We start from the raw sequence: 23,213 nt of genomic DNA on the forward strand, positions 1-23,213 counted from the left end.
GCGTTTGCTTGTTAGTCATAATCCACTCGCAGATAGCCACGGGCTGTAAAGGGTCCTTCGGTGGGCTTATTGCCCGTCACGCTGACCGGCCATGCCCGAATGCCCACGCTTGCCGCGGCGTTGTCGTCCAGTTGAAACGGAATCGTGCTGGACAGATTATTAGGCGTCAGCGGTCTGCCATTGCCGTCGGCGACAATAAATCCTAAATCTGAGTTATCAGAAACCATCATTTGCCCGGTGGCTTTCTCGGCCTCTACACGCATGGTTAAGTAGGCCTGTGCGGCGACGTTGGTGCATTTTATCGCCACCGTTTTGGTCTGCGGATTAATGCCTTCTGGCCGGTTTCCCGCCCCCGCCTTGCTAAACAGCGATGCGCCAATATCACCAAAATCAAATTCGACAATCTGTCCGGCGTTCACCTCACAGTTTTGTGGAACCTCCACCTTGCCGCTGTAGCTGATGGTGTAAACCGGCGTGCTTAACGCATCTCCGGTACTGGTCGTGACATAAACGCTGAACATCGTCTGCCGGGGGATCGGCACCATGTTAATAAACGGGCGGATCACTTTGAGTTTAAACACCAGCTTTGAATCCATTACGCCAAAAGGCTGCTGCTTAGATACGTTAGGGTGAGTCCCCATGCGGATATAATTACGCGGAGGATAAAACAACCCGGCGTAGCTGTCGGTGATGCTCATGGCCCCCAGCAGGTAGTCATTGAGCTTCAGGTACTGAAATCCACCCTCGGTACTTTGAACCGGCAGTTCAGTCACATAGCTTCTATAGGTGTAATTTACCGTTGTCCCAGCCGGACAGGTGGCATTAACGCCAACCCAGCCCGATTTTTCCGGTAACGTCACGACCTGACCCGGCTGGTTGTTGCTGCTGTTAAACACGTTCGACAGATCGTAAAAAACATCCGTTGGTGTGCCATTCGAGTTTTGGCAGACCGTCGCCCAGGACGAATGGGCCATCAGCAGTAAAGCACTTCCCAGTAACAAACCCGTTTGTCGTTTCATCGTATTATTCCTGTCGTGCCGTTGGGGATTCGCACGTCACGTTCGTGATCGTCACCGCCTGTTTCAGGCTCTCTTCAGGCAAGGCATAGCGCGCCGTGCAGCGAGCTTTTGCGCCTTCTCCCCATTGGATCAGCAACTCGCCTTTTAGCGGCAGACCACTGAGATAAATTTGCCCGTCTTCACCCACCATACTGGTCACGCCGCTGGTGTTCTCCCGCACAACGGAACCAAACGGCACGGGTTTACCGGCATATTTCGTGGTAATCAGTGCCCGCACGCCGATTCGCGTATCAAACGCCGCCCGCACCAACGCCCCTTGCGTTGGGACTACGCTGCTGACGTTATTTTCCACATCGGTATTGTTGTTCATGGAATTGGTGTCTAACGCGACGCGGTTATAGCGATAGACGGTGGCATACGGCATCACCGCGTATCCACGCCAGTCGGTTTGAACGCCGGTCTGGTTTTCTATCCGCACCCCCTGCGCACCAGGTGCTTTAATCAGCACGTTGGTATCGCCCAGAGGCTGACTGAGCGTAATGCCGTCCGCGTGACCCACCACGCCGCCGGAGAGTTGCCAGTTGTAGTCATGCTGGTCGCGGTCATAGTTGTATCCCACGCCCAGCGTGCCATAGGTCGCCTGCCAGTTGGCGCTGGCGTTTCCGCTATAGCCATTGGAGCTACTGTGCCCTTGATTCACGCTGTAGCTCAGGTTGCGTCCATCCAGCAGCGTACCGCCGACTCCGCTCTGCCAACTATTTTGTCCGTTGCTATTGCGGTTGGCATTAAAGGTGGCGTAGGTGCGATCGAGGGCGTTGTCACGCGAGTAGCGCCGCCCGCTCAGCAGGCTGAACGGGACTGACATATTGAACGCCAGAATACGGTCGGTGTCGGAGATGCCAACCGATTCATTCCACGACCAGGAGAGTGAATAGCTAATCCCCTGCCAGCCACTGGCATAGCCTACCTGGTACCAGGTATTGGTATCTGAGGTATTCCAGTACGTTTGCTGACTACCCGAGACATACAGCGATCCGTAATCCCCCAGATTCTGCGAAATGTTTATCTGGAAACGACCTTTTTTGCTGTAGCTCAGGTTGTGGTAGCTCTTCACATTGGGCACGTCGTGGCGATTGCCCTCACTGTCGTATTCGTACTCATAGCCTTCCATACTGCGGTACGCGACGTCATCGAGGGTATAGAAGCCACGCGTTGAGTAGCGATACCCCAACAGCTGGAAGTTAGTGCCAAAATTGTTCAACGATTTCGCATACAGGAAACGCAAAGACTGCCCCTGGTGCGTACTGTCATCCGCCAGTTGGCTACGCGCGTGGGTAAGATCGACAGAAACCGCCCCCCAGTCCCCGAGATTTCGACCAGTGCCTAAAACCATCGCGGTGTAGCGTGAAGCCAACTGCGTACCACCATATGCGGTGTAGCCTTCTGGTAACCCGGCAATTAATGTTCCCTGGAAAAAGAACGGTGAGGATTGCTGGCTATTGCCGCTGCGAAAATCCCCGGCGACCACGTCATACTTGAAACGCCCTTCTCGCTGTAATAAGGGAACCGTTGAGTACGGCACCGTATAGCGTTGCTGACTGCCGTCTTTCTCATCCACAGTGACCTCAAGGTCACCGCTGGATGACGTCGGGTTGAGATCGGTTATCGAGAACGCGCCGGGTGAAACATAGCTTTGATAAATCACATAGCCATTCTGACGAATGGTCAGTTTCGCTGCGGTACGCGCAATGCCGCGAACGGTAGGCGCATAGCCTTGTAAGCTGTCAGGATACATACTGTCTGAGGAATAGAGCCGCGCACCGCGAAACCCGACGCTGTCAAAAACGTCGTTGCCGGTGTTGCTGTCGCCCATCACCAGTTCGCCTTTCAGCGGGATAATCGCGCGCTGAAGCCATGTACCGATGTTTTTCCAGCTTTGTGAATGGTATCCATCGCCCTTGGAATAGCTCCACGCGCCGTTATTTCTCAACCGCCATGGGCCATAGTTCAGACCACTGAGCATACTCAGGAAATAGCTGTCCGCATCACTGCCGCGACTGCCGGTAAAACTGTAGTTAACCAGCGCAGCTGGGATCCCTTCATCCCACTCTTCAGGTGGGATATAGCCACGCGCGCTGTTTAACATCGACGCTTGCGGCAGGCTGACGTTGAGGCGCAAGGTAGAAAAATCAAATGCAATCTCGCTGCCTGGAATCGCTTCAGGCAGATTGATGCAGGTATCGTTCGGGTCCTTACTGAGTGCCGGAAACGCGGCGATATTGACGCCAAGGCGTTTCACCCAGTCGAGTCCAAAACACGGCATCAGCCCACCAGACTTCTCCCCGGCTTTTCCCGCACTGGTCGCAAAACGAATATCCTGAGTGGCCACAAACTCATCGTTGCGCCAGATATCCACGCGATAAACGCCTTCAGGCTGGTGATTGCCTTTTTCAAAGCGTGATAAATCCGCCACGGTTGCCGTATCCGCAGATAAAAAGGCCGGATTAAAATAGCTTTCCCCATGGCTTAAAGAGGGAAAGAGCGCCACCAGCGTGGACAACGCCACCCCTGCCAGCGGTGGCGTAACCCCCGGTAACAGGCCAGGAAAATACGTTGTCTTATTCATCGTTATCTCAACGCACGCTAACCGTTTTGGCCGGAGTCACAGCGCCATAATCATTGACCGTCTGGAACGTGACGTTGCCCTGAACGCCCGTTGGTAGTTGGATCTGCGCATCGCTTTTCGGCGCAACCATCACGTTATCGACCTTTGTTTTCCCCACATTGAGATTGACCAATGTGACGTAATACGCTGACGGATTATTGATTTTCAGGTGGTTACCGGAACGGGAAAACGTCAGCATCCCAGGCGCATCTTCCGGGATTTGCGGCAAATTATTCGGACGGACGAAAAGTTTGATACGTGACAGAATCGCCAGTTGCAGAACGTTTTTGCCCTCAAGGCTGTTTTTATTGACTGACGGAATGGCTTTCACATTCATCCAGAACAGAGACTCACGATCTTTGGGCAGCGGTTCGCCGGCATAGATGATACGCAGCGTATTTTCGCTTTTGGGCTCGCTGACAAACAGTGGAGGCGTAACCACAAATGATTTTTCTTTAACGCCTGCGCTATTCTCAATCCAGGAATTTACCAGGTAACGCTCTTTGGTATCGCTATTGCTGATAGATAGGGATGTTTGTTTGGCATCAGCCGGATAAATAACGCGAGTGGCGCCTAATGCAATACCGCCGGCAGCCTGAACACTGGCAGCAGAAAATAAGGCCAGTAAAAGGATAAAACCTGATTTCAGATAATTAGACATAGCTACAAATACCTTTGATGCGATTATCGTTGGGAAATAAATCAGGGATAAACCAACGTAAACCACACGTCTGAACGAAGCATTCCCGGCGTTATATTTTCCGAGACAGCCCGATAACGAGCAGTGAAATGAAACGTCATCTCTTGCGTTATAATCGGCGCATAATGAAGCGGCAGCGCATTTGGAATAATTTGCCGTTGGCGCTCGTCAAATAACGCCAGACCGATCCCCGAAGCCGCAGAAGCATCGCCGCTGGCAAGGAAAACCTGCGGATCTTCCGCTGGCGTCACGCCCGCAAACGCAATCCCAACATGGTCGTAGACATCAGAACTGCACGAGGTTAAACGCAGTGAAAACGGTACGCTGGTAGAGGCAAAGCTTCCCGTCCCGGAGAAAGCATTGGTGCGATATTGCCCCATTTGCACCCGCATATTCTGACTGTCAGTGGCGACCGTACAGGCTCCGTTGACCAGTTGCCCGCGTAGGTGGACGCGGCCACTTTCCAGTATTACCGTATGTGCAAACACGGGCATTACGCACAGCATTCCCGCCAGCGCCACGCCTTTCCCTATCATCTGCCGCATCCTTCATCATCCCCGGATATTGCCTCATCCAATGAGGCGTACTGCATCCTTGCGCAAATCAAAACGGCTTATTCGTACTTCATGATGAACGTCGCGTCAGCATTTGCCTGACCCGGCGTTGCGCTTGCAGCAGTGGCTTTATAACGCGCAGAGAAACGCAGGGTGTTGGTCCCTTCAACCAGCGCCTGAGCGGTAGAGAAGGTGGCTCCATCCGGCTTCAGCGCGGTGGACGTATTGTCCAGAATTTCAATCCCGACGCCGCTGGCAGTAGTACCGTTGTCTGCAGAAGTGACGGCCAGCAGGTTGTTATTGGTAATATCAGACTGACCAGAGAAAGCAACGGCTGCGGTTGCGGCAACTTTCGGGTCACAGTCGTTCAGGACGATAGAGAACGGAATTTGTGCCGTCGTATCACCCACTGCGGCAAAACTTGCAGTACGATACTGGCCTAAGGTGACAACCTGATCGGATGACTGAGTACTGACTGCACAGGCTGCATTGACCAGTTCACCTTCAAAATGCACAGTTCCGCCGCTAACGCTTACCGGATCGGCCGCAACCGCCGCACCTGCGACTAACATCAGGCTGGCAATAACAGAAGAGGTCATTAATTTACGTTTCATGGATTTCCCTTGAATTACACACATCCGGCTCCGGCGTCCTGCGGGATCCGTTTGACTCATTATCGACATTAAATGTCAGGCTAATTATCTCTGCATCCTGTAAAGATATATCTCGCAAGAGAATTAGCTAACCGTTTACCCCAACTCTCCTGAGTATTTGATTCACTAATTTATCTTCGCGAATATGACTATTCGTCACAGCGATAAATTAAACATTTCAATTAATGAAAAATACCTGCAATTCCTTTTAATGGCCCTGGCTAATTCTTAATAGGCCCCAGGAAAAATCTGGGTGAAAATGAGGTAAAATCACCCAAAATTAAGCGTAACAGACTGGTTTGCGACATATTACCCATGAAAAGACCAGGGTGATGAATTGTTTCATTCACGTTAACTTTAATTAGCATGCTCATTAATTACCCGTAAGGCTTTAGCCTCTGACCTGACCCCTTTCGCCGACAGTAACGCCTCCTATCGCACGTAAAAACGCAAACGAAAACTGACAGCACGTCCCGCTTCTGACAAAATAGCGGCATCCCCTTCGGTTTAACGTAACAGACGGAATCCTCTCTCTGATGGCAGCAAAGATTATTGACGGTAAAACGATTGCGCAGCAGGTGCGCTCTGAGGTTGCTCAAAAAGTTCAGGCGCGTTTAGCGGCTGGATTACGCGCCCCAGGCCTGGCTGTTGTGCTGGTAGGTAGCAACCCGGCTTCGCAGATTTATGTTGCGAGTAAACGCAAAGCCTGTGACGAGGTGGGGTTTGTCTCCCGCTCCTATGACCTGCCTGAAACCACCAGCGAAGCGGAGCTTCTTGAGCTGATCGATACGCTCAATGCAGATACCACCATCGACGGTATCCTGGTACAGCTGCCGTTACCTGCGGGTATCGACAACGTTAAAGTGCTGGAGCGTATTGCGCCGGATAAAGACGTTGACGGTTTCCACCCGTATAACGTCGGTCGCCTGTGCCAGCGTGCGCCACGCCTACGTCCGTGTACCCCACGCGGCATTGTAACCCTGCTTGAACGTTACAACATCGACACCTACGGTCTGAATGCGGTCGTCATTGGCGCGTCGAATATTGTTGGTCGCCCGATGAGCATGGAGCTGCTGCTGGCAGGCTGCACCACCACCGTCACCCACCGGTTCACCAAAGATCTGCGCCGCCATGTTGAACATGCTGACCTGCTGATTGTTGCCGTCGGCAAACCTGGCTTTATACCCGGCGAGTGGATCAAAGAAGGTGCGATTGTGATTGATGTCGGCATCAACCGTCTGGAGAATGGTAAAGTTGTTGGCGATGTGGTCTTTGAAGATGCTGCCGCACGCGCGTCATATATCACGCCGGTACCCGGCGGCGTAGGCCCAATGACGGTCGCCACACTTATCGAAAACACGCTGCAGGCGTGTGTTGAATATCATGATGTAAAGGACGTTTAAAATGGCCACATTTTCACTGGGTAAACACCCACACGTTGAACTCTGCGATTTGCTGAAGCTGGAAGGCTGGAGCGAAAGCGGTGCTCAGGCAAAAATTGCTATTGGCGAAGGGTTAGTGAAGGTCGATGGCGCTGTTGAAACGCGTAAACGCTGCAAAATCGTTGCCGGTCAGACCGTCAGCTTTGAAGGCCACAGCATTAACGTCGTAGAGTGATCCCGGTGCCGGATAAGGTCATTCCTTGTCCGGCCACCTCCCCTCTCTTTTTCAGATAATGACTTCACCGCCGCTTCACAGTGAACTGTTAGCATGTTGTTTTTCCACATGAAGCGATCATCATGCCAACTATCGTCACGCACGCAGCCGTTCCGCTCTGTTTAGGGTTAGGTCTCGGACTTAAAGTCATCCCCCCGCGATTACTGTTTACAGGCGTCATTCTGGCTATGCTGCCGGACGCCGACGTACTGTCTTTTAAACTTGGCGTCGCCTACGGCAACGTGTTTGGTCACCGTGGTTTTACCCACTCCCTGCTGTTTGCTTTTGTCGTGCCGCTGTTTTGCGTAGTGATTGGCCGACGATGGTTTAAGGCGGGATTGATTCGCTGCTGGCTATTCCTGACGGTATCACTGCTGTCGCACAGTCTGTTGGATTCGGTCACCACCGGCGGCAAAGGCGTTGGCTGGCTGTGGCCGTGGTCGGATGAACGCTTCTTCGCGCCGTGGCAGGTGATTAAAGTCGCCCCGTTTGCGCTATCACGCTACGCGACCCCTTACGGGCACCAGGTGATTATTTCGGAATTATTATGGGTGTGGCTACCGGGAGTGATGATGATGGGTGTGCTGTGGTGGTATAGACGTCATTAATAGTGCCTGATGGCGCTAAGCTTATCAGGCCTACCGATCATTACATCGTAGGCCGGATAAGGCGTTAGACGCCATCCGGCAATAGAGAGTTACTTACGACGCCAGGTGGTGCCCTGCGGGCCGTCTTCCAGCACGATGCCCATCTCGTTGAGACGGTCACGCGCGGCGTCGGCTGCCGCCCAGTCTTTCGCCTTACGGGCGTCCAGACGCTGTTGGATTAACGCTTCAATTTCAGCAACTTCACCGTCATCCGCCTGCGCACCGCTTTGCAGGAACGCTTCTGGATCCTGTTCCAGTAGTCCCAGCACGCTGGAAAGCTTACGCAGATGCGCAGCCATGCCGTTCGCCGCCGCCATATCTTCACCCTTCAGACGGTTAACCTCACGCGCCATATCAAACAGTACTGAGTAGGCTTCCGGCGTATTGAAGTCATCGTCCATCGCTTCAATAAAGCGCGCCTCAAAGGCTTCGCCACCAGCAGGAGTAACGGATTTGTCGGTGCCGCGCAGCGCGGTATACAGACGCTCCAGCGCAGAACGCGCCTGCTTCAGGTTCTCTTCGCTGTAGTTTAACTGGCTACGGTAATGACCCGACATCAGGAAGTAGCGGATGGTTTCGGCGTCGTAGTACTTAAGTACGTCGCGCACGGTAAAGAAGTTGCCCAGCGATTTGGACATTTTCTCGCGGTCAACCATTACCATCCCGGAGTGCATCCAGTAATTGACGTATTCACCGTCATGCGCGCAGGTGGACTGAGCGATTTCGTTTTCATGGTGCGGGAACATCAGGTCTGAACCGCCGCCATGAATATCGAAATGGTTGCCCAGCTGTTTGCAGTTCATTGCCGAACACTCAATGTGCCAACCCGGACGGCCTGCGCCCCACGGAGACGGCCAGCTCGGCTCGCCTTCTTTGGACATTTTCCACAGCACGAAGTCCATAGGGTTGTGCTTCACATCAACCACGTCAACGCGCGCACCCGCCTGCAACTGTTCCAGATCCTGACGTGATAGTTGACCGTAATTCGGGTCAGTCGGCACGTCGAACATCACGTCGCCGTTATCAGCCACGTAAGCGTGACCTTTGGCAATCAGCTGTTCAGTGATTTCAATAATCTCAGCGATATGGTGTGTAGCGCGCGGCTCCAGGTCCGGGCGCAGAATATTCAGCGCGTCGAAATCGCTATGCATTTCCGCGATCATTCTGTCGACTAACGCCACAAAGCTTTCGCCGTTTTCATTCGCGCGCTTGATGATTTTGTCATCAATATCGGTAATGTTGCGCACATACTTCAGCTTATAGCCGAGGAAGCGCAGATAGCGCGCGACGACGTCGAAAGAAACAAAGGTACGTCCGTGACCAATATGACAGAGATCGTAAACGGTAATACCACACACGTACATGCCGACTTCCCCGGCATGAATAGGTTTGAATTCCTCTTTTTGGCGCGTCAGTGTATTAAAGATTTTTAACATCGAAGATTCCGTGTAGACGTGTGTGGATAGTAAAGTCTGTATAATACCCATAATTTAGACCGGAAGCAGCACACTTTGCGAGGTGATCGCAGCTTGCGGTTATGCTATAACACACCCCTAACTCTGACCCTTGACGGGGTCGAAGCACCAATCTATCGGAACAGGATGCAAAAATGGTTACTTTCCACACTAATCACGGCGATATCGTAATCAAAACGTTTGATGATAAAGCGCCTGAAACAGTTAAAAACTTCCTGGACTACTGCCGCGAAGGTTTTTACAACAACACCATTTTCCACCGTGTTATTAACGGTTTCATGATCCAGGGCGGTGGTTTCGAGCCAGGCATGAAGCAAAAAGCCACGAAAGAAGCGATCAAAAACGAAGCGAACAACGGTTTGAAAAACACCCGTGGTACGCTGGCGATGGCGCGTACTCAGGCTCCGCACTCCGCAACCGCACAGTTCTTCATCAACGTTGCAGACAACGACTTCCTGAACTTCTCCGGCGAAAGCATGCAGGGTTGGGGTTACTGCGTGTTCGCTGAAGTTGTTGAAGGCATGGACGTGGTTGATAAAATCAAAGGCGTTTCCACCGGTCGCAGCGGTATGCACCAGGATGTGCCTAAAGAAGACGTCATCATCGAAAACGTGACCGTCAGCGAGTAATCGTGACGACACTGTTTATTGCAGATCTTCACCTCTGCACAGAAGAACCGGCGATCACCGCCGGTTTTCTGCGTTTTTTAGCCGGCGATGCGCGAAAGGCCGATGCGCTGTACATTCTCGGTGACCTGTTTGAAGCCTGGATTGGCGACGACGATCCTAATCCGCTGCATCATGAAATGGCCGCGGCGATAAAATCGCTGGCGGATTCCGGCGTTCCCTGCTTTTTTATTCACGGCAACCGTGATTTTCTGCTCGGCAAACGTTTTGCCCGTGAGAGCGGCATGACCTTGCTTCCCGAAGAAAAAGTGCTCGACCTGTATGGCCGCAGGGTGCTGATCATGCATGGCGACACCTTATGCACCGACGACGCGGGCTATCAGGCATTTCGCGCCAAAGTGCATCAACCCTGGTTACAGAAACTGTTCCTCGCCCTGCCGCTGTTCGTTCGCCAGCGAATCGCTGCGAAAATGCGCGCCAACAGCAAAGCGGCCAACAGCAGCAAGTCGCTGGAGATCATGGATGTGAATCAGCAGGCCGTTATCGCTGAGATGGAAAAACATCAGGTTCAGTGGTTAATTCACGGCCATACCCACCGCCCGGCGGTCCACGAACTTACTGCCAATGAGCAACCTGCTTTCCGCGTGGTATTAGGCGCATGGCACAGCGAAGGTTCGATGATCAAGGTCACACCACACGACGTTGAACTGATCGCATTTCCGTTTTAATTCTGCAGATATCCAGTTCCTCTTTACACAAAACTATTCGAGTTGCATCGAGGCGGCAAATCTGTGAATCCCCTGGAGCTTACAAAAGTAAGTGACTGGGGTGAGCAGATGCAGCCAACAAAGAGGCAGCTTGGAGAGTGAAGTGTAAAGCGCGCAATCGTTTTCCTTGACGATGAATTATGCTATTCTCTGTGGCCTCAAAAGTCGAGTGTAGTGCACCACAGGAGTTTTCAGACGCATGTCTTCCCGCAATAATCCGGCGCGTGTCGCCATCGTGATGGGGTCCAAAAGCGACTGGGCTACCATGCAGTTCGCCGCCGAAATCTTCGAAATGTTGGACGTTCCACACCATGTTGAGGTCGTCTCTGCCCACCGTACCCCAGACAAACTGTTCAGTTTCGCCGAAGGCGCTGAAGAGAACGGCTATCAGGTGATTATTGCCGGTGCCGGTGGTGCTGCACATTTGCCAGGCATGATTGCGGCGAAAACGTTGGTGCCTGTTTTAGGCGTTCCGGTACAAAGCGCAGCGTTGAGCGGCGTAGATAGCCTTTATTCCATCGTTCAAATGCCTCGCGGTATTCCGGTGGGCACGCTGGCGATCGGCAAAGCTGGCGCGGCCAATGCGGCCCTGCTGGCCGCGCAAATTATGGCAACACACGACAAAGCCTTACACCAGCGTCTGAACGACTGGCGCAAAGCGCAAACCGATGAGGTGCTGGAGAACCCGGACCCGCGAGGTGTCGCATGAAGCAGGTCTGCGTACTTGGCAACGGACAGCTAGGGCGCATGCTGCGCCAGGCCGGTGAGCCACTGGGCATAGCGGTCTGGCCCGTCGGGCTGGACGCTGAACCGGCTGCGGTCCCTTTTCAACAAAGCGTGATCACCGCTGAGATTGAGCGCTGGCCGGAAACGGCGCTCACTCGCGAACTGGCACGCCACCCGGCGTTTGTTAACCGCGACGTCTTCCCGATTATTGCTGACCGTCTGACGCAAAAGCAGCTTTTTGACAAGCTCGGTCTGGCGACCGCGCCATGGCAACTGCTGGCAGATAAAAGCGAATGGTCTGCGATATTCGACAAACTTGGCGAGCTGGCGATTGTGAAACGTCGCGTCGGCGGCTACGACGGACGTGGACAGTGGCGCTTGCGCGCAAATGAAACTGAGCAACTGCCGGACGATTGCTACGGCGAATGCATCGTTGAGCGGGGAATCAACTTCTCCGGTGAAGTCTCCCTGGTTGGCGCTCGTGCGCACGACGGCAGCACCGTCTTCTATCCGCTGACCCATAACCTGCACCAGGACGGCATTCTGCGCACCAGCGTAGTCTTCCCGCAGGCTAACGCCAGACAGCAGGAACAGGCCGAAGCGATGCTCTCTGCCATCATGCAGGAGCTGGGCTATGTCGGCGTGATGGCAATGGAGTGTTTCATCACCCCAGAGGGTCTGCTGATTAACGAACTGGCTCCTCGTGTGCACAATAGCGGGCACTGGACGCAAAACGGCGCCAGCATCAGCCAGTTTGAGCTGCACCTGCGCGCCATTACTGGCCTGCCGCTGCCGACGCCGGTGGTGAACAATCCTTCGGTGATGGTAAACCTGATCGGCAGCGACCTGAACTACGACTGGCTGAAGCTGCCGCTGGTACACCTGCATTGGTATGACAAGGAAGTGCGTGAAGGGCGTAAGGTGGGTCACCTGAACCTGAGCGACAGCGATACCGCGCGCCTTAGCGCCACGCTGGAAGCGCTTATTCCCCTGCTGCCGCCGGAATATGCCAGCGGTATCATCTGGGCGCAGTCAAAGCTGAAATAAGTTGATACGGGGGCGTACATACACACGCCCCCGTTTTTTACAGACGGATACAGGTTCCGGCTTTGCCCGCCAGCGTATCTTCAATACGTGACAGCGCGCCAATCCATGCCGGTTTTCCACGTCGTTTCACATATCCGCTGACGGCGGTCACTTTTGGTCCCATCGAACCATCGGCTTTAGCAAACGGTGCCAGTTCATCAGGGGAGGCCTGACGAATCGCGCGCTGCTCCGGCGTCCCCCAGTTTTCGTAGACCGCATCGGCATCGGTAAGAATAACCAGACCGTCGGCGTCGATCTGTTCAGCCAGCAACGCTGCCGCCAGGTCCTTATCGATGACCGCTTCAGCACCTAATCCCTCGCCAGTGACGGGGACGCCGCCGCCCCCGCTACAAATCACCACATGCCCTTCTTTGAGCAAGAGCTTAATGGCATCACTTTCTACGATCTGGCGAGGCTCAGGCGAGGCGACAACACGCCGCAGGTATTTGCCGTCACGCTTCATATGCCAGCCGTAGGTGGCTTCCAGTTGCGTTTGTTCTTCGGGCGAATACACCGGGCCGATAAATTTTTCCGGTGACATAAACGCAGGATCGTCCTCGGATACCACAATACGGGTTAACACTGCGGTCACCGGCGGCATCTCCGGTTCTGCGGTCAGGCTCTGGGCCAACATATAACCAATCATGCCCTGCGTCTCGGCCACCAGCACATCCAACGGGTAAGGTTCAACCTCCTTCCAGGCAAGATTCTGTAACGACAGCAGGCCAACCTGCGGTCCGTTGCCATGAACGATAGCCAGGCGGTATGAACGCGCCAGACGCGCCAGGGCGGGTACAGCACTGGCAATATTACGGTATTGATTTTCTGCCGTCAGCGCCTCGCCGCGCTGCAATAATGCGTTGCCACCGAGAGCAACAACCAGCGTTTTCATTCCCTATCCTTCTATGATTTGTTGTCCAATCCAGAACCCTAACAGGGTGTCTGCGCCGGAGGTGTGCCCAAGCGCCAGCAGCGAATTTATCGCCGCATCCAGCCTTTCCTGGCGACGCAGAGCATGGGTGAAGTGGAGTAAAGGTGAAGCAAAGTACCCTAGCGCCGCGTAGCGCAAGTAACTCACGCTAACCACTGTCGTCGCCTGTTCAAGGTTGCCGGAGTAATCAAAGAAACGGTGCCCGGAATGCTTATTCAGCGCGCCGAAATACCATGCGGCCAACAGCATACCGGTCAACGTGTCATCATGGCTGGGCGTTAAACCAGGTCCTTTGCCTAACCACTGTCGCCAGTCTGTCGACAAGCCGGCAAGCGCCGAGAAGAAGCAGTGGCGAAACTGGCGCAGCTCGGGGCACAAAGGCAGGCTTGCCGCCAGCATTAACGGTCCGAATAATCCCGTTTCCTCGCCGCGATCCATCCAGGCCGGTGCAAGGCGCGGGGCATGGGGGCGATAGGTTATTTGCAATGAACAACGACGCTGCGGCTGGCGTAACAGATACGGCCCCAACGCAATCCCCCCGGGGACAGCCAGAGGGATGTCACTACCACTTAACGCCGCACGCAGCGCATCAAAGTCATGCGAACGTATCACCCATCCCCCAGGGCTAAAGCCGCTTCCCTGGCGATGCAGCGTTAACAGTGCGCCCCCTTCAGCCACAAGGTTAATCGAGCGCCGCCAGACGCCAGACAATTGCCATGACTGGCGAAAATCCGCAGACTGCTGACTGCCCATCAGAGGACGGATGATCATCATGCGCGGCTCTCTTAGCTAATGCCCATACTTTCAGCCAGCGCTTCCAGAGCCAGCTCAAAACAGGCCAACGGCGCACGGACCGTACCCGCGCCAATCTGGCCAATACCGGCCTCTTTATGGGCGATACCGGTATTGATCAGCGGCGTAATCCCCGTTTCAACCACGCGACGGATATCGAGCCCCAGGCAGGCCCCCTGGAAGTCCCAGCCGGGGATCTGCAACTGCATATTGCGTTCCAGATAGATTTCAGCCATCTCCTCGGAAACGGACTTCGCGGCCTCCATCCCGCCTGCACCGACAAAACGCGTTACGCCTGGTGCGGCGATCATTGCCGCGCCGCCGATACCAAAAGTTTCGGTGATGGCGCTATCGCCCATATCCGGATTAGCCTGCTCCTGCGAAAAACCGGTAAAGAACAGCCCCTGCGGTGTGTTAACAGGCGCAGTAAACCAGCGATCGCCAAGTCCGCTCACGCGAATACCGAACATATCGCCATTACGGGTCATTGCGGTCACAATACTGCCGGAACGCACCATTGCTCCGGCATCCATTGCCGCTTTGCAGTAAGCCATCGCCAGGTTAAGGAAGAACTGGTCGGTCACACTGAGGAAATCCATCACCTCAGCAATCTGCTGCTTATCATGTTCCAGACGGGCAATTTGCGGCGCCAGCGTACGCATCAACAGGGCTGAAGAGGCAATGTTGCGCTGATGGAACTCATCGCCCATCGTTATGCCCTGCGCCATCATGGCGGTCAGGTCAATACCCTGCTCCAGGGTGCTCAGCGCTGCGCTTAAGACCGGCATCAGAACATCACGCATCCAACGTAAACGCTGCTGGACATCCTCACCATACGCGCCGAAACGCATCACCTTGCCGATACCTTCGTTAAGGTTGCAGTAAGCCCGATTCCCTTCTGTGATGTTTTCTACTACCAGCATCGGCATGCTGGCAGAAGTGATCCCGCCCATCGGCCCCACGGCATTAACATGATGGCAAGGTATAAAATTGACTTTTCCCTGCTCCAGTAATGCCAGTGCGCTCATTTCATCATTGGCCCACCCTTCAAAAAGACATGCACCAATGCAAGCCCCTTTCATCGGGCCGGTCATCTCTTGCCAACGCATTGGCGGTCCCGCATGAAGCAGCGTTTTTCCTTCATTGAGTTCGCTGATTAACGAGGACGCGGGTTGCACATCCAGCCAGTGCGGACGCGCACGACGAATTTCTTCGATTACTGCAGCATTGGCTTGCGCCACTGATGTAAACATTGGAACCCCTTATTGCAAACGTTCTAATAAACGAGCCAGTTTTTTATTACCGCCAGCGACAGGCGCCCACTGGTAATGCACCACCGGCTTTTCTGCCGCCTGTAAATCCAGCGCAAAACTGCGTAACCCGGCATTAATAACCGCTACTTTTTCCAGTAGCGAAGGTGCGGATTGATGAGATAACGGTTGAGATGGTCGAATCAGTTCGGCGGCAAGCAGTGTTGCCTCAGGCAGCGAACTCACCACGGCAATTCCGGCATCTTCCAGCGTAGCGATTTGCAATGAACGACACTGCGGGTCACCTTCTGTACCGGTCACCGTCGCAATCGCAAACAATGGTTGGTCGATGTCTCGGGCAACACATACCTTCTGCCAGGCCTGAACCAGTGACGCAGCAGGATCTGCCGTCGCCCCGTAGCCAATCACGACATCCACCAGCAGCACCCGCACCTGTGGTTGTGAACCCAGATCCGTAATAAGTTGATTACGTAACGCAGGGTCGATCATCGGATGCGGTCGCCCAACGGTGTAAAAATCATCCCCCAGGTCGATAATCTGGTGCCCGGCGGCATCCAGCATCATGCCATGATGATGCTGTGCATCCGCAGCAACGTTCAGGTGCGCGGCCAGCAGTCCCGCGGCTTCGGCAGCCAGCGTACCTCCGGTATAGAGCCCCCGAATCAGGCCATCTCCCGAAGCAGTAAGCGCACTGCGTCGCGCCGTGACTCGCGCCAGCAAACAAGCGAGACGAGCCGCATCATCAAGCGTCGATGCAAACCAGACGTTCTCATCGCGGGGCGCTGTGCAGGTGTAACCTAAAAACAGGGCTACCACAGGTTTGCCCGTGGCTTTCATCGCCGTGACGATATGCTGGCGAACAGCCTCTGCCGGTGGTTTTGACACAAAGGCCAGCACCTGGCTTTTATCATCTGCGCCGAGCATATCCAGTGCGGTAAGCGCACTAATGCCACCCACCTCGGCGCTCAGGTCGCGACCGCCCAGGCCGATGGCGTGAGTGATGCCTTCCCCGGCCAGCGCTATCTGTGAACAGAGCTCCTGGATCCCTGTGCCGGATGCGCCTATCACACCAATGTTGCCTTCCGGCATCACGTTGGCAAAAGCCAGCGGCGTACCGGCGATCATGGCAGTACCGCAATCCGGTCCCATCACCAGCAGACCTTTATCTTGTGCGCGACGCTTCAGATTGATTTCATCTTCCAGCGTGACGTTGTCGGAGAACATCATGACGTTCAGGTTGCGATCCAGCGCCTGGTTCGCCAGCTCTGCTGCGTATTCGCCAGCAACAGAAATTAACGTCATATTCGCTTCAGGTAGTTTCTGACACGCGCTCTCCCAGCGTCTGACCTGCAGGAGCGTTTGGCTCCCCCCGGTAGCCTGCGCCAACTGCTGCAACGACTCATCCAGTTGCTGCAAAATGGCCTGGGTAATACTTTCATCCGCCGTTTCAGTACGAATAGCCACGCAAATATCATTCGGCGTTGCCTGATTAAAATCGTCATGCCAAAACCCGGTCGTTTCCAGCAACGATTTATTCGCTGGCGTTCCCATCATGACCGAAACATCATCTACATTTTCGGACTCACTCAGCTTGCGTGAAATAATCATTAAACTGACAGAGTCCTGAAAACACCCTTTTTTAATAAAGGCGTGAATCATAACAACCCCTTAATAATTGCACCCATGGCAATTGCACGAGTAGTGTTAATGTGGAGCTCAAGGTATATATCCGACATCACAAATAGAGTGATTAAAATCACATACAATTTATTAGCAAAAGAATTTTAATAACCACCACAGGATTACATGCTATTTTTTAACGGAATTTTTTATTTAAAAAGAAATGGCAAATCAGCACTGATTATCAAATAAATTCTAACTATATTTTTTTGCGTGTCTGGATCACATAATCTATTTATATTCCCGGTATGTTAACGGCAGTCATGCTTCACACCGTCGTTAAAAAGGAAGACAGATGAAAATCAGTCGGGAAAAACTCCACCAGCTTATCGAGAATAAGCTTTGCAAGGCCGGACTAAAACGTGAGCACGCCGCAACGGTTGCCGAGGTATTGGTTTATGCAGATGCCAGAGGTATTCACTCTCATGGCGCCGTACGCGTTGAATACTATGCCGAGCGCATTTCAAAAGGCGGCACTAACCGCGAACCCACATTTCGTTTTGAAGATACCGGTCCCTGCACAGCGATTTTGCACGCCGATAATGCCGCCGGGCAAGTCGCAGCAAAGATGGGTATGGAGCATGCAATTGAAATTGCTAAAAAAAATGGTGTCGCCGTTGTCGGCATTAGCCGAATGGGACACAGCGGAGCCATTTCTTACTTTGTGCAAAAAGCCGCTCGCGCAGGCCTGATTGGCCTCTCCGTATGCCAGTCCGACCCAATGGTCGTACCGTTCGGCGGCGCAGATATTTACTACGGCACTAATCCGCTAGCCTTCGCCGCACCAGGGGAAGGCGACGATATCATAACCTTTGATATGGCGACGACGGTGCAGGCCTGGGGAAAAGTTCTGGATGCCCGCTCGCGCAACGAAGCGATCCCAAACACCTGGGCTGTCGATAAAAATGGCTCGCCGACCACCGATCCTTTTGCAGTCAATGCGTTGCTTCCCGCCGCCGGACCTAAAGGCTATGGTCTGATGATGATGATCGATGTGTTATCCGGCATTCTGCTGGGATTACCGTTTGGTCGTCAGGTCAGTTCAATGTATGAAGATTTACATACTGGACGTAATTTAGGCCAACTGCATATAGTAATTAATCCTGAGTTTTTCTCCTCCAGCCAATTATTTCGTCAGCATCTCAGTCAAACCATGCAAGAGTTAAATGCTGTTACTCCTGCACCTGGTTTTAAACAGGTTTATTACCCCGGACAGGATCAAGATATTAATCAACGCAATGCTGCGGCCCATGGTGTCGACATTGTTGACGAGATTTATCAATACCTGATTTCCGATGCCCTCTATATCAAGTCATACGAAACAAAGAATCCCTTTGCACAATAATTATTGAAACAGGAATTTCAGATGATCAACCATTTTCGTCACGCAATAGAAGAAACCCTTCCCTGGCTCTCTTCCTTTGGCGCAGATCCTTCCGGTGGGATGACGCGCCTGCTGTATTCGCCAGAATGGCTTGAAACACAACAGCAATTTAAAAAGCGTATGGATGCCAGCGGCCTTGAAACGCGCTTTGATGAAGTGGGCAATTTGTACGGTCGCCTGCGCGGTAGCGAATCCCCGGAACAGGTAATTTTAAGCGGCTCGCATATCGATACCGTCGTCAACGGCGGCAATCTTGACGGTCAGTTTGGTGTGTTGGCGGCTTGGTTAGCGATTGACTGGCTTAAGACCACCTACGGCGCACCGCTGAAAACAGTCGAAGTGGTCTCGATGGCAGAAGAAGAAGGCAGCCGTTTCCCGTATGTCTTCTGGGGCAGTAAGAACATTTTTGGGCTGGCGAATCCCGATGATGTCCGCAACATCCAGGACGCCAAAGGCACGCGTTTTGTTGATGCGATGAACGCCTGCGGCTTTACTCTCCCCACCAAACCGCTTCACGCTCGCACTGACATTAAAGCCTTTGTTGAATTGCACATCGAGCAAGGGTGCGTACTTGAAAGCAATGGTCAGTCCATCGGGGTTGTCAGCGCGATTGTCGGACAGCGTCGCTATACGGTAACGCTGAATGGAGAATCCAACCATGCGGGTACAACGCCGCTAAGCTACCGTCGCGACACTGTTTACGCCTTCAGCCGCATCTGCAGCCAGTCCATTGAGAAAGCGAAAAAGCATGGCGATCCCCTGGTGCTGACCTTTGGCAAAGTTGAGCCGCAGCCAAACACCGTTAACGTGGTGCCCGGAAAAACGATCTTCACGATCGATTGCCGTCATACCGACGCCGAAGTGCTGCGTGATTTTACCCAGCAACTGGAAAATGATATGCGCGCCATCTGTGATGAAATGGATATTGGCATTGATATCGATTTATGGATGGACGAAACGCCGGTCCCGATGGACACAAAACTGGTCGCCACTCTCACTGAACTGTGTGAAAAAGAACAACTGAACTACCGGGTGATGCACAGCGGCGCGGGCCACGATGCGCAAATTTTCGCTCCTCGTGTGCCAACCTGCATGATTTTCATGCCCAGCATTAACGGTATCAGCCACAACCCTGCTGAACGTACAAATATTAACGACCTTGCCGAAGGGGTCAAAACTCTGGCATTAATGCTTCATCAACTTGCCTGGCAGAAATAAGGAGTCAACAATGGGATATTTGAATAACGTCACGGGTTACCGCGATGATTTACTGGCTAACCGCGCAATTGTAAAACACGGTAACTTCGCCCTCTTAACCCCCGATGGACTGGTTAAAAACATCATTCCGGGTTTTGAAAACTGTGACGTCACCATCCTCTCAACGCCAAAACTGGGCGCGTCGTTTGTTGATTATCTGGTGACGCTGCACCAGAACGGTGGCAACCAGAGCGGTTTCGGCGGCGAAGGGATTGAAACGTTCTTATATGTTATTTCTGGTAACATTGAGGCGAAAGCGGAAGGTCAAACGTTCACTTTAACTCAGGGTGGATACCTGTATTGCCCGCCAGGCGAACTGCTCACTTTCAGCAATACTCAGGCAGAAGACAGCCAGTTGTTTTTATACAAACGTCGTTACACGCCAGTAGCGGGCCATGCGCCGTGGCTGGTGTCCGGTAACGCCAACCAATTAGAACGTATTCATTATGAAGGTATGGATGACGTGATCCTGCTGGATTTCCTGCCTAAAGAATTGGGCTTCGATATGAATATGCACATCCTGTCGTTCGAGCCGGGTGCCAGCCACGGTTATATCGAAACACACGTGCAGGAACACGGTGCTTATATTCTTTCAGGCCAGGGAGTATATAACCTCGACAATCAGTGGATCCCGGTGAAAAAAGGCGACTACATTTTTATGGGGGCTTATTCCCTGCAGGCCGGATACGGCGTAGGTCGTGGAGAAGCATTCAGCTACATCTATTCCAAAGATTGCAACCGGGATGTGGAGATCTAACGGCGTACAGCCCGCCTGATAATTTTTTATTTAGCTATGTTGGGTTTTGCCACGGTTTATACCGTGGCTTTTTTTTGCTTAACGCTGATTTACCGTCTGGCCCAGTTTCATCGCACAAGCGATATTGCGCGCGCAGTGATAGAGATTGGTTTCGCCGCTCGCCAGCACTTCCGCCAACGGGGCGAGCCGCGGCAAAATACTGAATACCGCATCAATACCATGGTCATGAACCACCTCCACGCCTTCCCCCAACACCCCTGCGATACCAATAACAGGAACATGATGCTGCATGGCCACCGACGCTACGCCAATTGGCGCTTTACCGCCGACTGTTTGTGAATCAATACGCCCTTCACCGGTAATAACCAGCGCCGCGTCTTTGATTGATTGCTCCAGCTTTACTGCCTGCAGCACAATCTCAATGCCTGGTTTCAGGTTGGCCTGCAGGAAGATAACCGCAGCAATCCCCATTCCTCCAGCCGCCCCACCGCCCGCAACCTGAGATACATCCTCACCGGTCAGCGTTCGCAGCACATGCGCGTAGTTGAGTAACCCTTCTTCCAGTTTCTCAACCATTTCCGGCGTCGCCCCTTTCTGCGGGCCGAATACTCTTGCAGCGCCGCGCGGACCAACCAAAGGGTTATCCACGTCACAGGCAACGTCAATGCGACATGCTTCCAGCCGCGGATCACACTGTTGCATATCGATGCTCGCAAGACGAGACAAGCTGCCGCCTCCCGCATTTAATGACATACCTTGCGCATCAAGAAAACGCACGCCAAGCGCCTGAGCCATCCCCATACCGCCATCAACCGTGGCACTCCCGCCAATACCAAGAATAATATGACGAATACCGGCATCCAGCGCATGCCGAATCAGCTCACCGGTGCCGTAACTTGAGGCCAGGAGAGGATTGCGCGCTTGCGGTTCGACCAGCATCAGCCCACTCGCCGCCGCCATTTCAATAATGGCGGTCTTTCCGTCACCGGTCAGGCCATAAAATCCCGTGACTTTTTCCCCCATGGGCCCGCAGACTTCCACAGAGATGACTTTTCCCCCTGTTGCCGCCACCATCGCATCCACGGTCCCTTCTCCGCCATCAGCAACCGGCAAACAAATATATTCCGCCTCCGGGAATATGGCTGAAAATCCGGCTTTAATTGCCTGGCAGCATTGGTCAGCGCTTAAGCTCTCTTTAAACGAATCTGGCGCAATTACAATTTTCATCATCAATCCTTTTTAATCATGCTATTTAATGCGTTCCCATGGAATAAGATTTTCCATAAGCACCGCCAGTAAAATTCCCACCAGCAAGCCATTACTCAGTAATGGTCGAATAGTCAGCGGAAGATCTTGTAAATACACCGGAGGCAATCCCATCAAAAAAATGCCGACAAACAGCGGGAGCGCCAGTCGATAAATATTCCGCGCGGTAAAGGTGATTTGTTGGCTAAATACCAGACCGGAATAGAGCAGCGGAAGATAAGAAACCAGCATCACGGCACTGCTGATTGCCAGCGGTATGGCGCAAAATAAGCGGGTTAACGGCGTCACTATCGCCACGAATAAACATAATACGCTGCCGTAAATAAATGATGTTCGCGAGCTGTCGCCGGTCTGCGTTAACAGGCCGATAGAAGAAACAAAAGGTGAAAATGGAATCACGGCTAAAGGCACTGTCACCAGCGTCATAAAGCCGGAAATGATAAAGCATCGGCGGTAACGCGAGCTGCTGGATCCTTGCTGCGCATAAAATACGTCCGTGCCACGTACCGCGCCATAGGTATTACTAATATTCACCAGACCGGTGATAACGGCCGTAAGAATAATACCCGGTAACAGTCTGCCATGGCTGCCTAACGGGAACCACTGCCAGCTTAATTCGCTGGACGGCAGGGATGCTGATGGAAAACACAATCGCCAAAGTCCCCACCCCACTACCGCCCCTACCAACAGGGCATAGCGTGAGATCCGCTGTGGTAAAAAGATGATCATCGCAAGGATGAAGCACATTACGGCAACAGCCAGGCTAAAGGGTGCAAGTTGAATTTTGACGCTGGTATCAGCAATGCCAAAGGGCAAACCCAGCATGCCCTTAAAAAAGATGGTGGTCAGTTGCGCACCGAGCAGCAGCATAAAAAAGACCATGACTGTCGGGGTAAAAAGCCGGGCTAATCGATGTCCTAAGCCACTAAAACCGATAATCATCGTCAGAACAGCGGAAATTACAATCCCGACAGACAGGCTGGTGGCGATATCATTAAGCGGGGTTCCGCGCGACGCCTCAGCCAGAGTAATCGTCAAAATGGTTCCCCACCATAAACCGGTTGGCCCTTCCATAATAGCGCGACGATGGCCACAAATTACCTGAGCAAGACAGGCCAGCGACGTCGTTAAAAAAGCGTACTGCGTAAGCATTAGCAGATTGCTGGCAGGGAGATGAAAAGCAGAAACCAGCGTTGGCGGGACCACGACCGTATTACAAAAAATAAAGAAAAACCACTGAAAGCCGGATAACAAACTTTCGCGGTTAATAACAGGAAGCATATTCATACCTTAAAATAGAG

Annotated in this window: 22 protein-coding genes; 10 read left to right on the plus strand and 12 right to left on the minus strand. The window is 53.0% G+C overall.

Annotated features, from left to right (window positions below):
• Positions 1-11: 11 nt before the first annotated feature.
• From fimH to fimA, 5 genes are all read right to left on the minus strand, one after another.
• Complete coding sequence (fimH, locus tag OGV77_RS03860) at positions 12-1,019, minus strand: type 1 fimbria D-mannose specific adhesin FimH (protein ID WP_043015482.1); 1,008 nt, start codon at positions 1,017-1,019, stop codon at positions 12-14.
• A 4-nt stretch (positions 1,020-1,023) separates the two neighbouring features.
• Entirely contained in the window at positions 1,024-3,645 is a 2,622-nt protein-coding gene (locus OGV77_RS03865) for a fimbrial biogenesis usher protein (protein ID WP_087051609.1), read from the minus strand.
• Between the two features lie 7 nt (positions 3,646-3,652).
• On the minus strand, positions 3,653-4,345 hold the full coding sequence (gene fimC / locus OGV77_RS03870; protein WP_047412892.1) for a type 1 fimbria chaperone FimC: 693 nt from the start codon (positions 4,343-4,345) through the stop codon (positions 3,653-3,655).
• A 41-nt stretch (positions 4,346-4,386) separates the two neighbouring features.
• The gene (gene fimI, locus OGV77_RS03875) at positions 4,387-4,920 is read right to left on the minus strand and encodes a type 1 fimbrial protein subunit FimI (protein ID WP_047412895.1); all 534 of its coding nucleotides are present in this window, start codon (positions 4,918-4,920) and stop codon (positions 4,387-4,389) included.
• A gap of 77 nt (positions 4,921-4,997) precedes the next feature.
• Complete coding sequence (gene fimA / locus OGV77_RS03880) at positions 4,998-5,552, minus strand: type 1 fimbrial major subunit FimA (protein WP_043015478.1); 555 nt, start codon at positions 5,550-5,552, stop codon at positions 4,998-5,000.
• A 575-nt stretch (positions 5,553-6,127) separates the two neighbouring features.
• On the opposite strand from fimA, the gene folD reads away from it, so the two are divergent.
• From folD to OGV77_RS03895, 3 genes are all read left to right on the plus strand, one after another.
• Positions 6,128-6,994, plus strand: coding sequence for a bifunctional methylenetetrahydrofolate dehydrogenase/methenyltetrahydrofolate cyclohydrolase FolD (gene folD / locus OGV77_RS03885; protein WP_003021887.1), 867 nt, complete (start codon positions 6,128-6,130; stop codon positions 6,992-6,994).
• A 1-nt stretch (position 6,995) separates the two neighbouring features.
• The gene (ybcJ, locus tag OGV77_RS03890) at positions 6,996-7,208 is read left to right on the plus strand and encodes a ribosome-associated protein YbcJ (protein WP_075145042.1); all 213 of its coding nucleotides are present in this window, start codon (positions 6,996-6,998) and stop codon (positions 7,206-7,208) included.
• 122 nt (positions 7,209-7,330) lie between these two features.
• Positions 7,331-7,855 carry a metal-dependent hydrolase gene (locus OGV77_RS03895; protein ID WP_087051610.1) on the plus strand — a complete coding sequence of 175 codons (525 nt, stop codon included), beginning with the start codon at positions 7,331-7,333 and terminating at the stop codon, positions 7,853-7,855.
• Positions 7,856-7,944: 89 nt separating this feature from the next.
• Here the strand turns inward: OGV77_RS03895 and cysS are convergent, their stop codons facing one another.
• Positions 7,945-9,330, minus strand: a complete 1,386-nt coding sequence (gene cysS, locus OGV77_RS03900; protein WP_043015475.1) for a cysteine--tRNA ligase — start codon at positions 9,328-9,330, stop codon at positions 7,945-7,947.
• Between the two features lie 173 nt (positions 9,331-9,503).
• On the opposite strand from cysS, the gene ppiB reads away from it, so the two are divergent.
• The 4 genes from ppiB to purK all read left to right on the plus strand — a co-directional run bounded on the left by ppiB (position 9,504) and on the right by purK (position 12,535).
• Complete coding sequence (ppiB, locus tag OGV77_RS03905; RefSeq protein WP_003021875.1) at positions 9,504-9,998, plus strand: peptidylprolyl isomerase B; 495 nt, start codon at positions 9,504-9,506, stop codon at positions 9,996-9,998.
• Between the two features lie 2 nt (positions 9,999-10,000).
• Positions 10,001-10,723 carry a UDP-2,3-diacylglucosamine diphosphatase gene (lpxH, locus tag OGV77_RS03910; protein ID WP_075145044.1) on the plus strand — a complete coding sequence of 241 codons (723 nt, stop codon included), beginning with the start codon at positions 10,001-10,003 and terminating at the stop codon, positions 10,721-10,723.
• 238 nt (positions 10,724-10,961) lie between these two features.
• A complete protein-coding gene (gene purE / locus OGV77_RS03915) occupies positions 10,962-11,471 on the plus strand; it encodes a 5-(carboxyamino)imidazole ribonucleotide mutase (protein ID WP_080625599.1) in 510 nt (169 codons plus the stop codon).
• Positions 11,468-12,535, plus strand: coding sequence for a 5-(carboxyamino)imidazole ribonucleotide synthase (gene purK / locus OGV77_RS03920; protein WP_075145045.1), 1,068 nt, complete (start codon positions 11,468-11,470; stop codon positions 12,533-12,535). Before purE ends, purK begins: the two co-directional genes overlap by 4 nt.
• 37 nt (positions 12,536-12,572) lie before the next feature.
• Here the strand turns inward: purK and OGV77_RS03925 are convergent, their stop codons facing one another.
• Genes OGV77_RS03925 through OGV77_RS03940 form a run of 4 tightly spaced genes read right to left on the minus strand, consistent with a single transcriptional unit; the run spans position 12,573 to position 17,227 of the window.
• Positions 12,573-13,466, minus strand: a complete 894-nt coding sequence (locus OGV77_RS03925; protein ID WP_043015471.1) for a carbamate kinase — start codon at positions 13,464-13,466, stop codon at positions 12,573-12,575.
• Between the two features lie 3 nt (positions 13,467-13,469).
• Positions 13,470-14,279 carry an oxamate carbamoyltransferase subunit AllH family protein gene (locus OGV77_RS03930; RefSeq protein WP_043015470.1) on the minus strand — a complete coding sequence of 270 codons (810 nt, stop codon included), beginning with the start codon at positions 14,277-14,279 and terminating at the stop codon, positions 13,470-13,472.
• Positions 14,280-14,290: 11 nt separating this feature from the next.
• Positions 14,291-15,550, minus strand: coding sequence for a YlbE family protein (locus OGV77_RS03935; protein ID WP_043015469.1), 1,260 nt, complete (start codon positions 15,548-15,550; stop codon positions 14,291-14,293).
• A 9-nt stretch (positions 15,551-15,559) separates the two neighbouring features.
• Positions 15,560-17,227, minus strand: coding sequence for an acyl-CoA synthetase FdrA (locus tag OGV77_RS03940; protein WP_080625600.1), 1,668 nt, complete (start codon positions 17,225-17,227; stop codon positions 15,560-15,562).
• A 316-nt stretch (positions 17,228-17,543) separates the two neighbouring features.
• On the opposite strand from OGV77_RS03940, the gene allD reads away from it, so the two are divergent.
• The 3 genes from allD to allE are packed head-to-tail and all read left to right on the plus strand — an operon-like array spanning position 17,544 to position 20,646.
• On the plus strand, positions 17,544-18,593 hold the full coding sequence (allD, locus tag OGV77_RS03945) for an ureidoglycolate dehydrogenase (protein ID WP_043015467.1): 1,050 nt from the start codon (positions 17,544-17,546) through the stop codon (positions 18,591-18,593).
• A 21-nt stretch (positions 18,594-18,614) separates the two neighbouring features.
• A complete protein-coding gene (gene allC, locus OGV77_RS03950; protein ID WP_043015466.1) occupies positions 18,615-19,850 on the plus strand; it encodes an allantoate deiminase in 1,236 nt (411 codons plus the stop codon).
• A gap of 10 nt (positions 19,851-19,860) precedes the next feature.
• Positions 19,861-20,646: a (S)-ureidoglycine aminohydrolase gene (gene allE / locus OGV77_RS03955; protein WP_043015465.1), complete on the plus strand. Its 786-nt coding sequence runs from the start codon at positions 19,861-19,863 to the stop codon at positions 20,644-20,646.
• A gap of 78 nt (positions 20,647-20,724) precedes the next feature.
• Here the strand turns inward: allE and glxK are convergent, their stop codons facing one another.
• Both glxK and OGV77_RS03965 read right to left on the minus strand, forming a co-directional pair.
• On the minus strand, positions 20,725-21,873 hold the full coding sequence (gene glxK / locus OGV77_RS03960) for a glycerate 3-kinase (RefSeq protein ID WP_087051611.1): 1,149 nt from the start codon (positions 21,871-21,873) through the stop codon (positions 20,725-20,727).
• 21 nt (positions 21,874-21,894) lie between these two features.
• Positions 21,895-23,193, minus strand: a complete 1,299-nt coding sequence (locus OGV77_RS03965) for a uracil/xanthine transporter (RefSeq protein ID WP_043015463.1) — start codon at positions 23,191-23,193, stop codon at positions 21,895-21,897.
• Positions 23,194-23,213 lie beyond the last annotated feature (20 nt).

Origin of the sequence: Citrobacter sp. Ce129 (genome assembly GCF_030334545.1) — a bacterium.
Taxonomy (GTDB): Bacteria; Pseudomonadota; Gammaproteobacteria; order Enterobacterales; family Enterobacteriaceae; genus Citrobacter; species Citrobacter europaeus.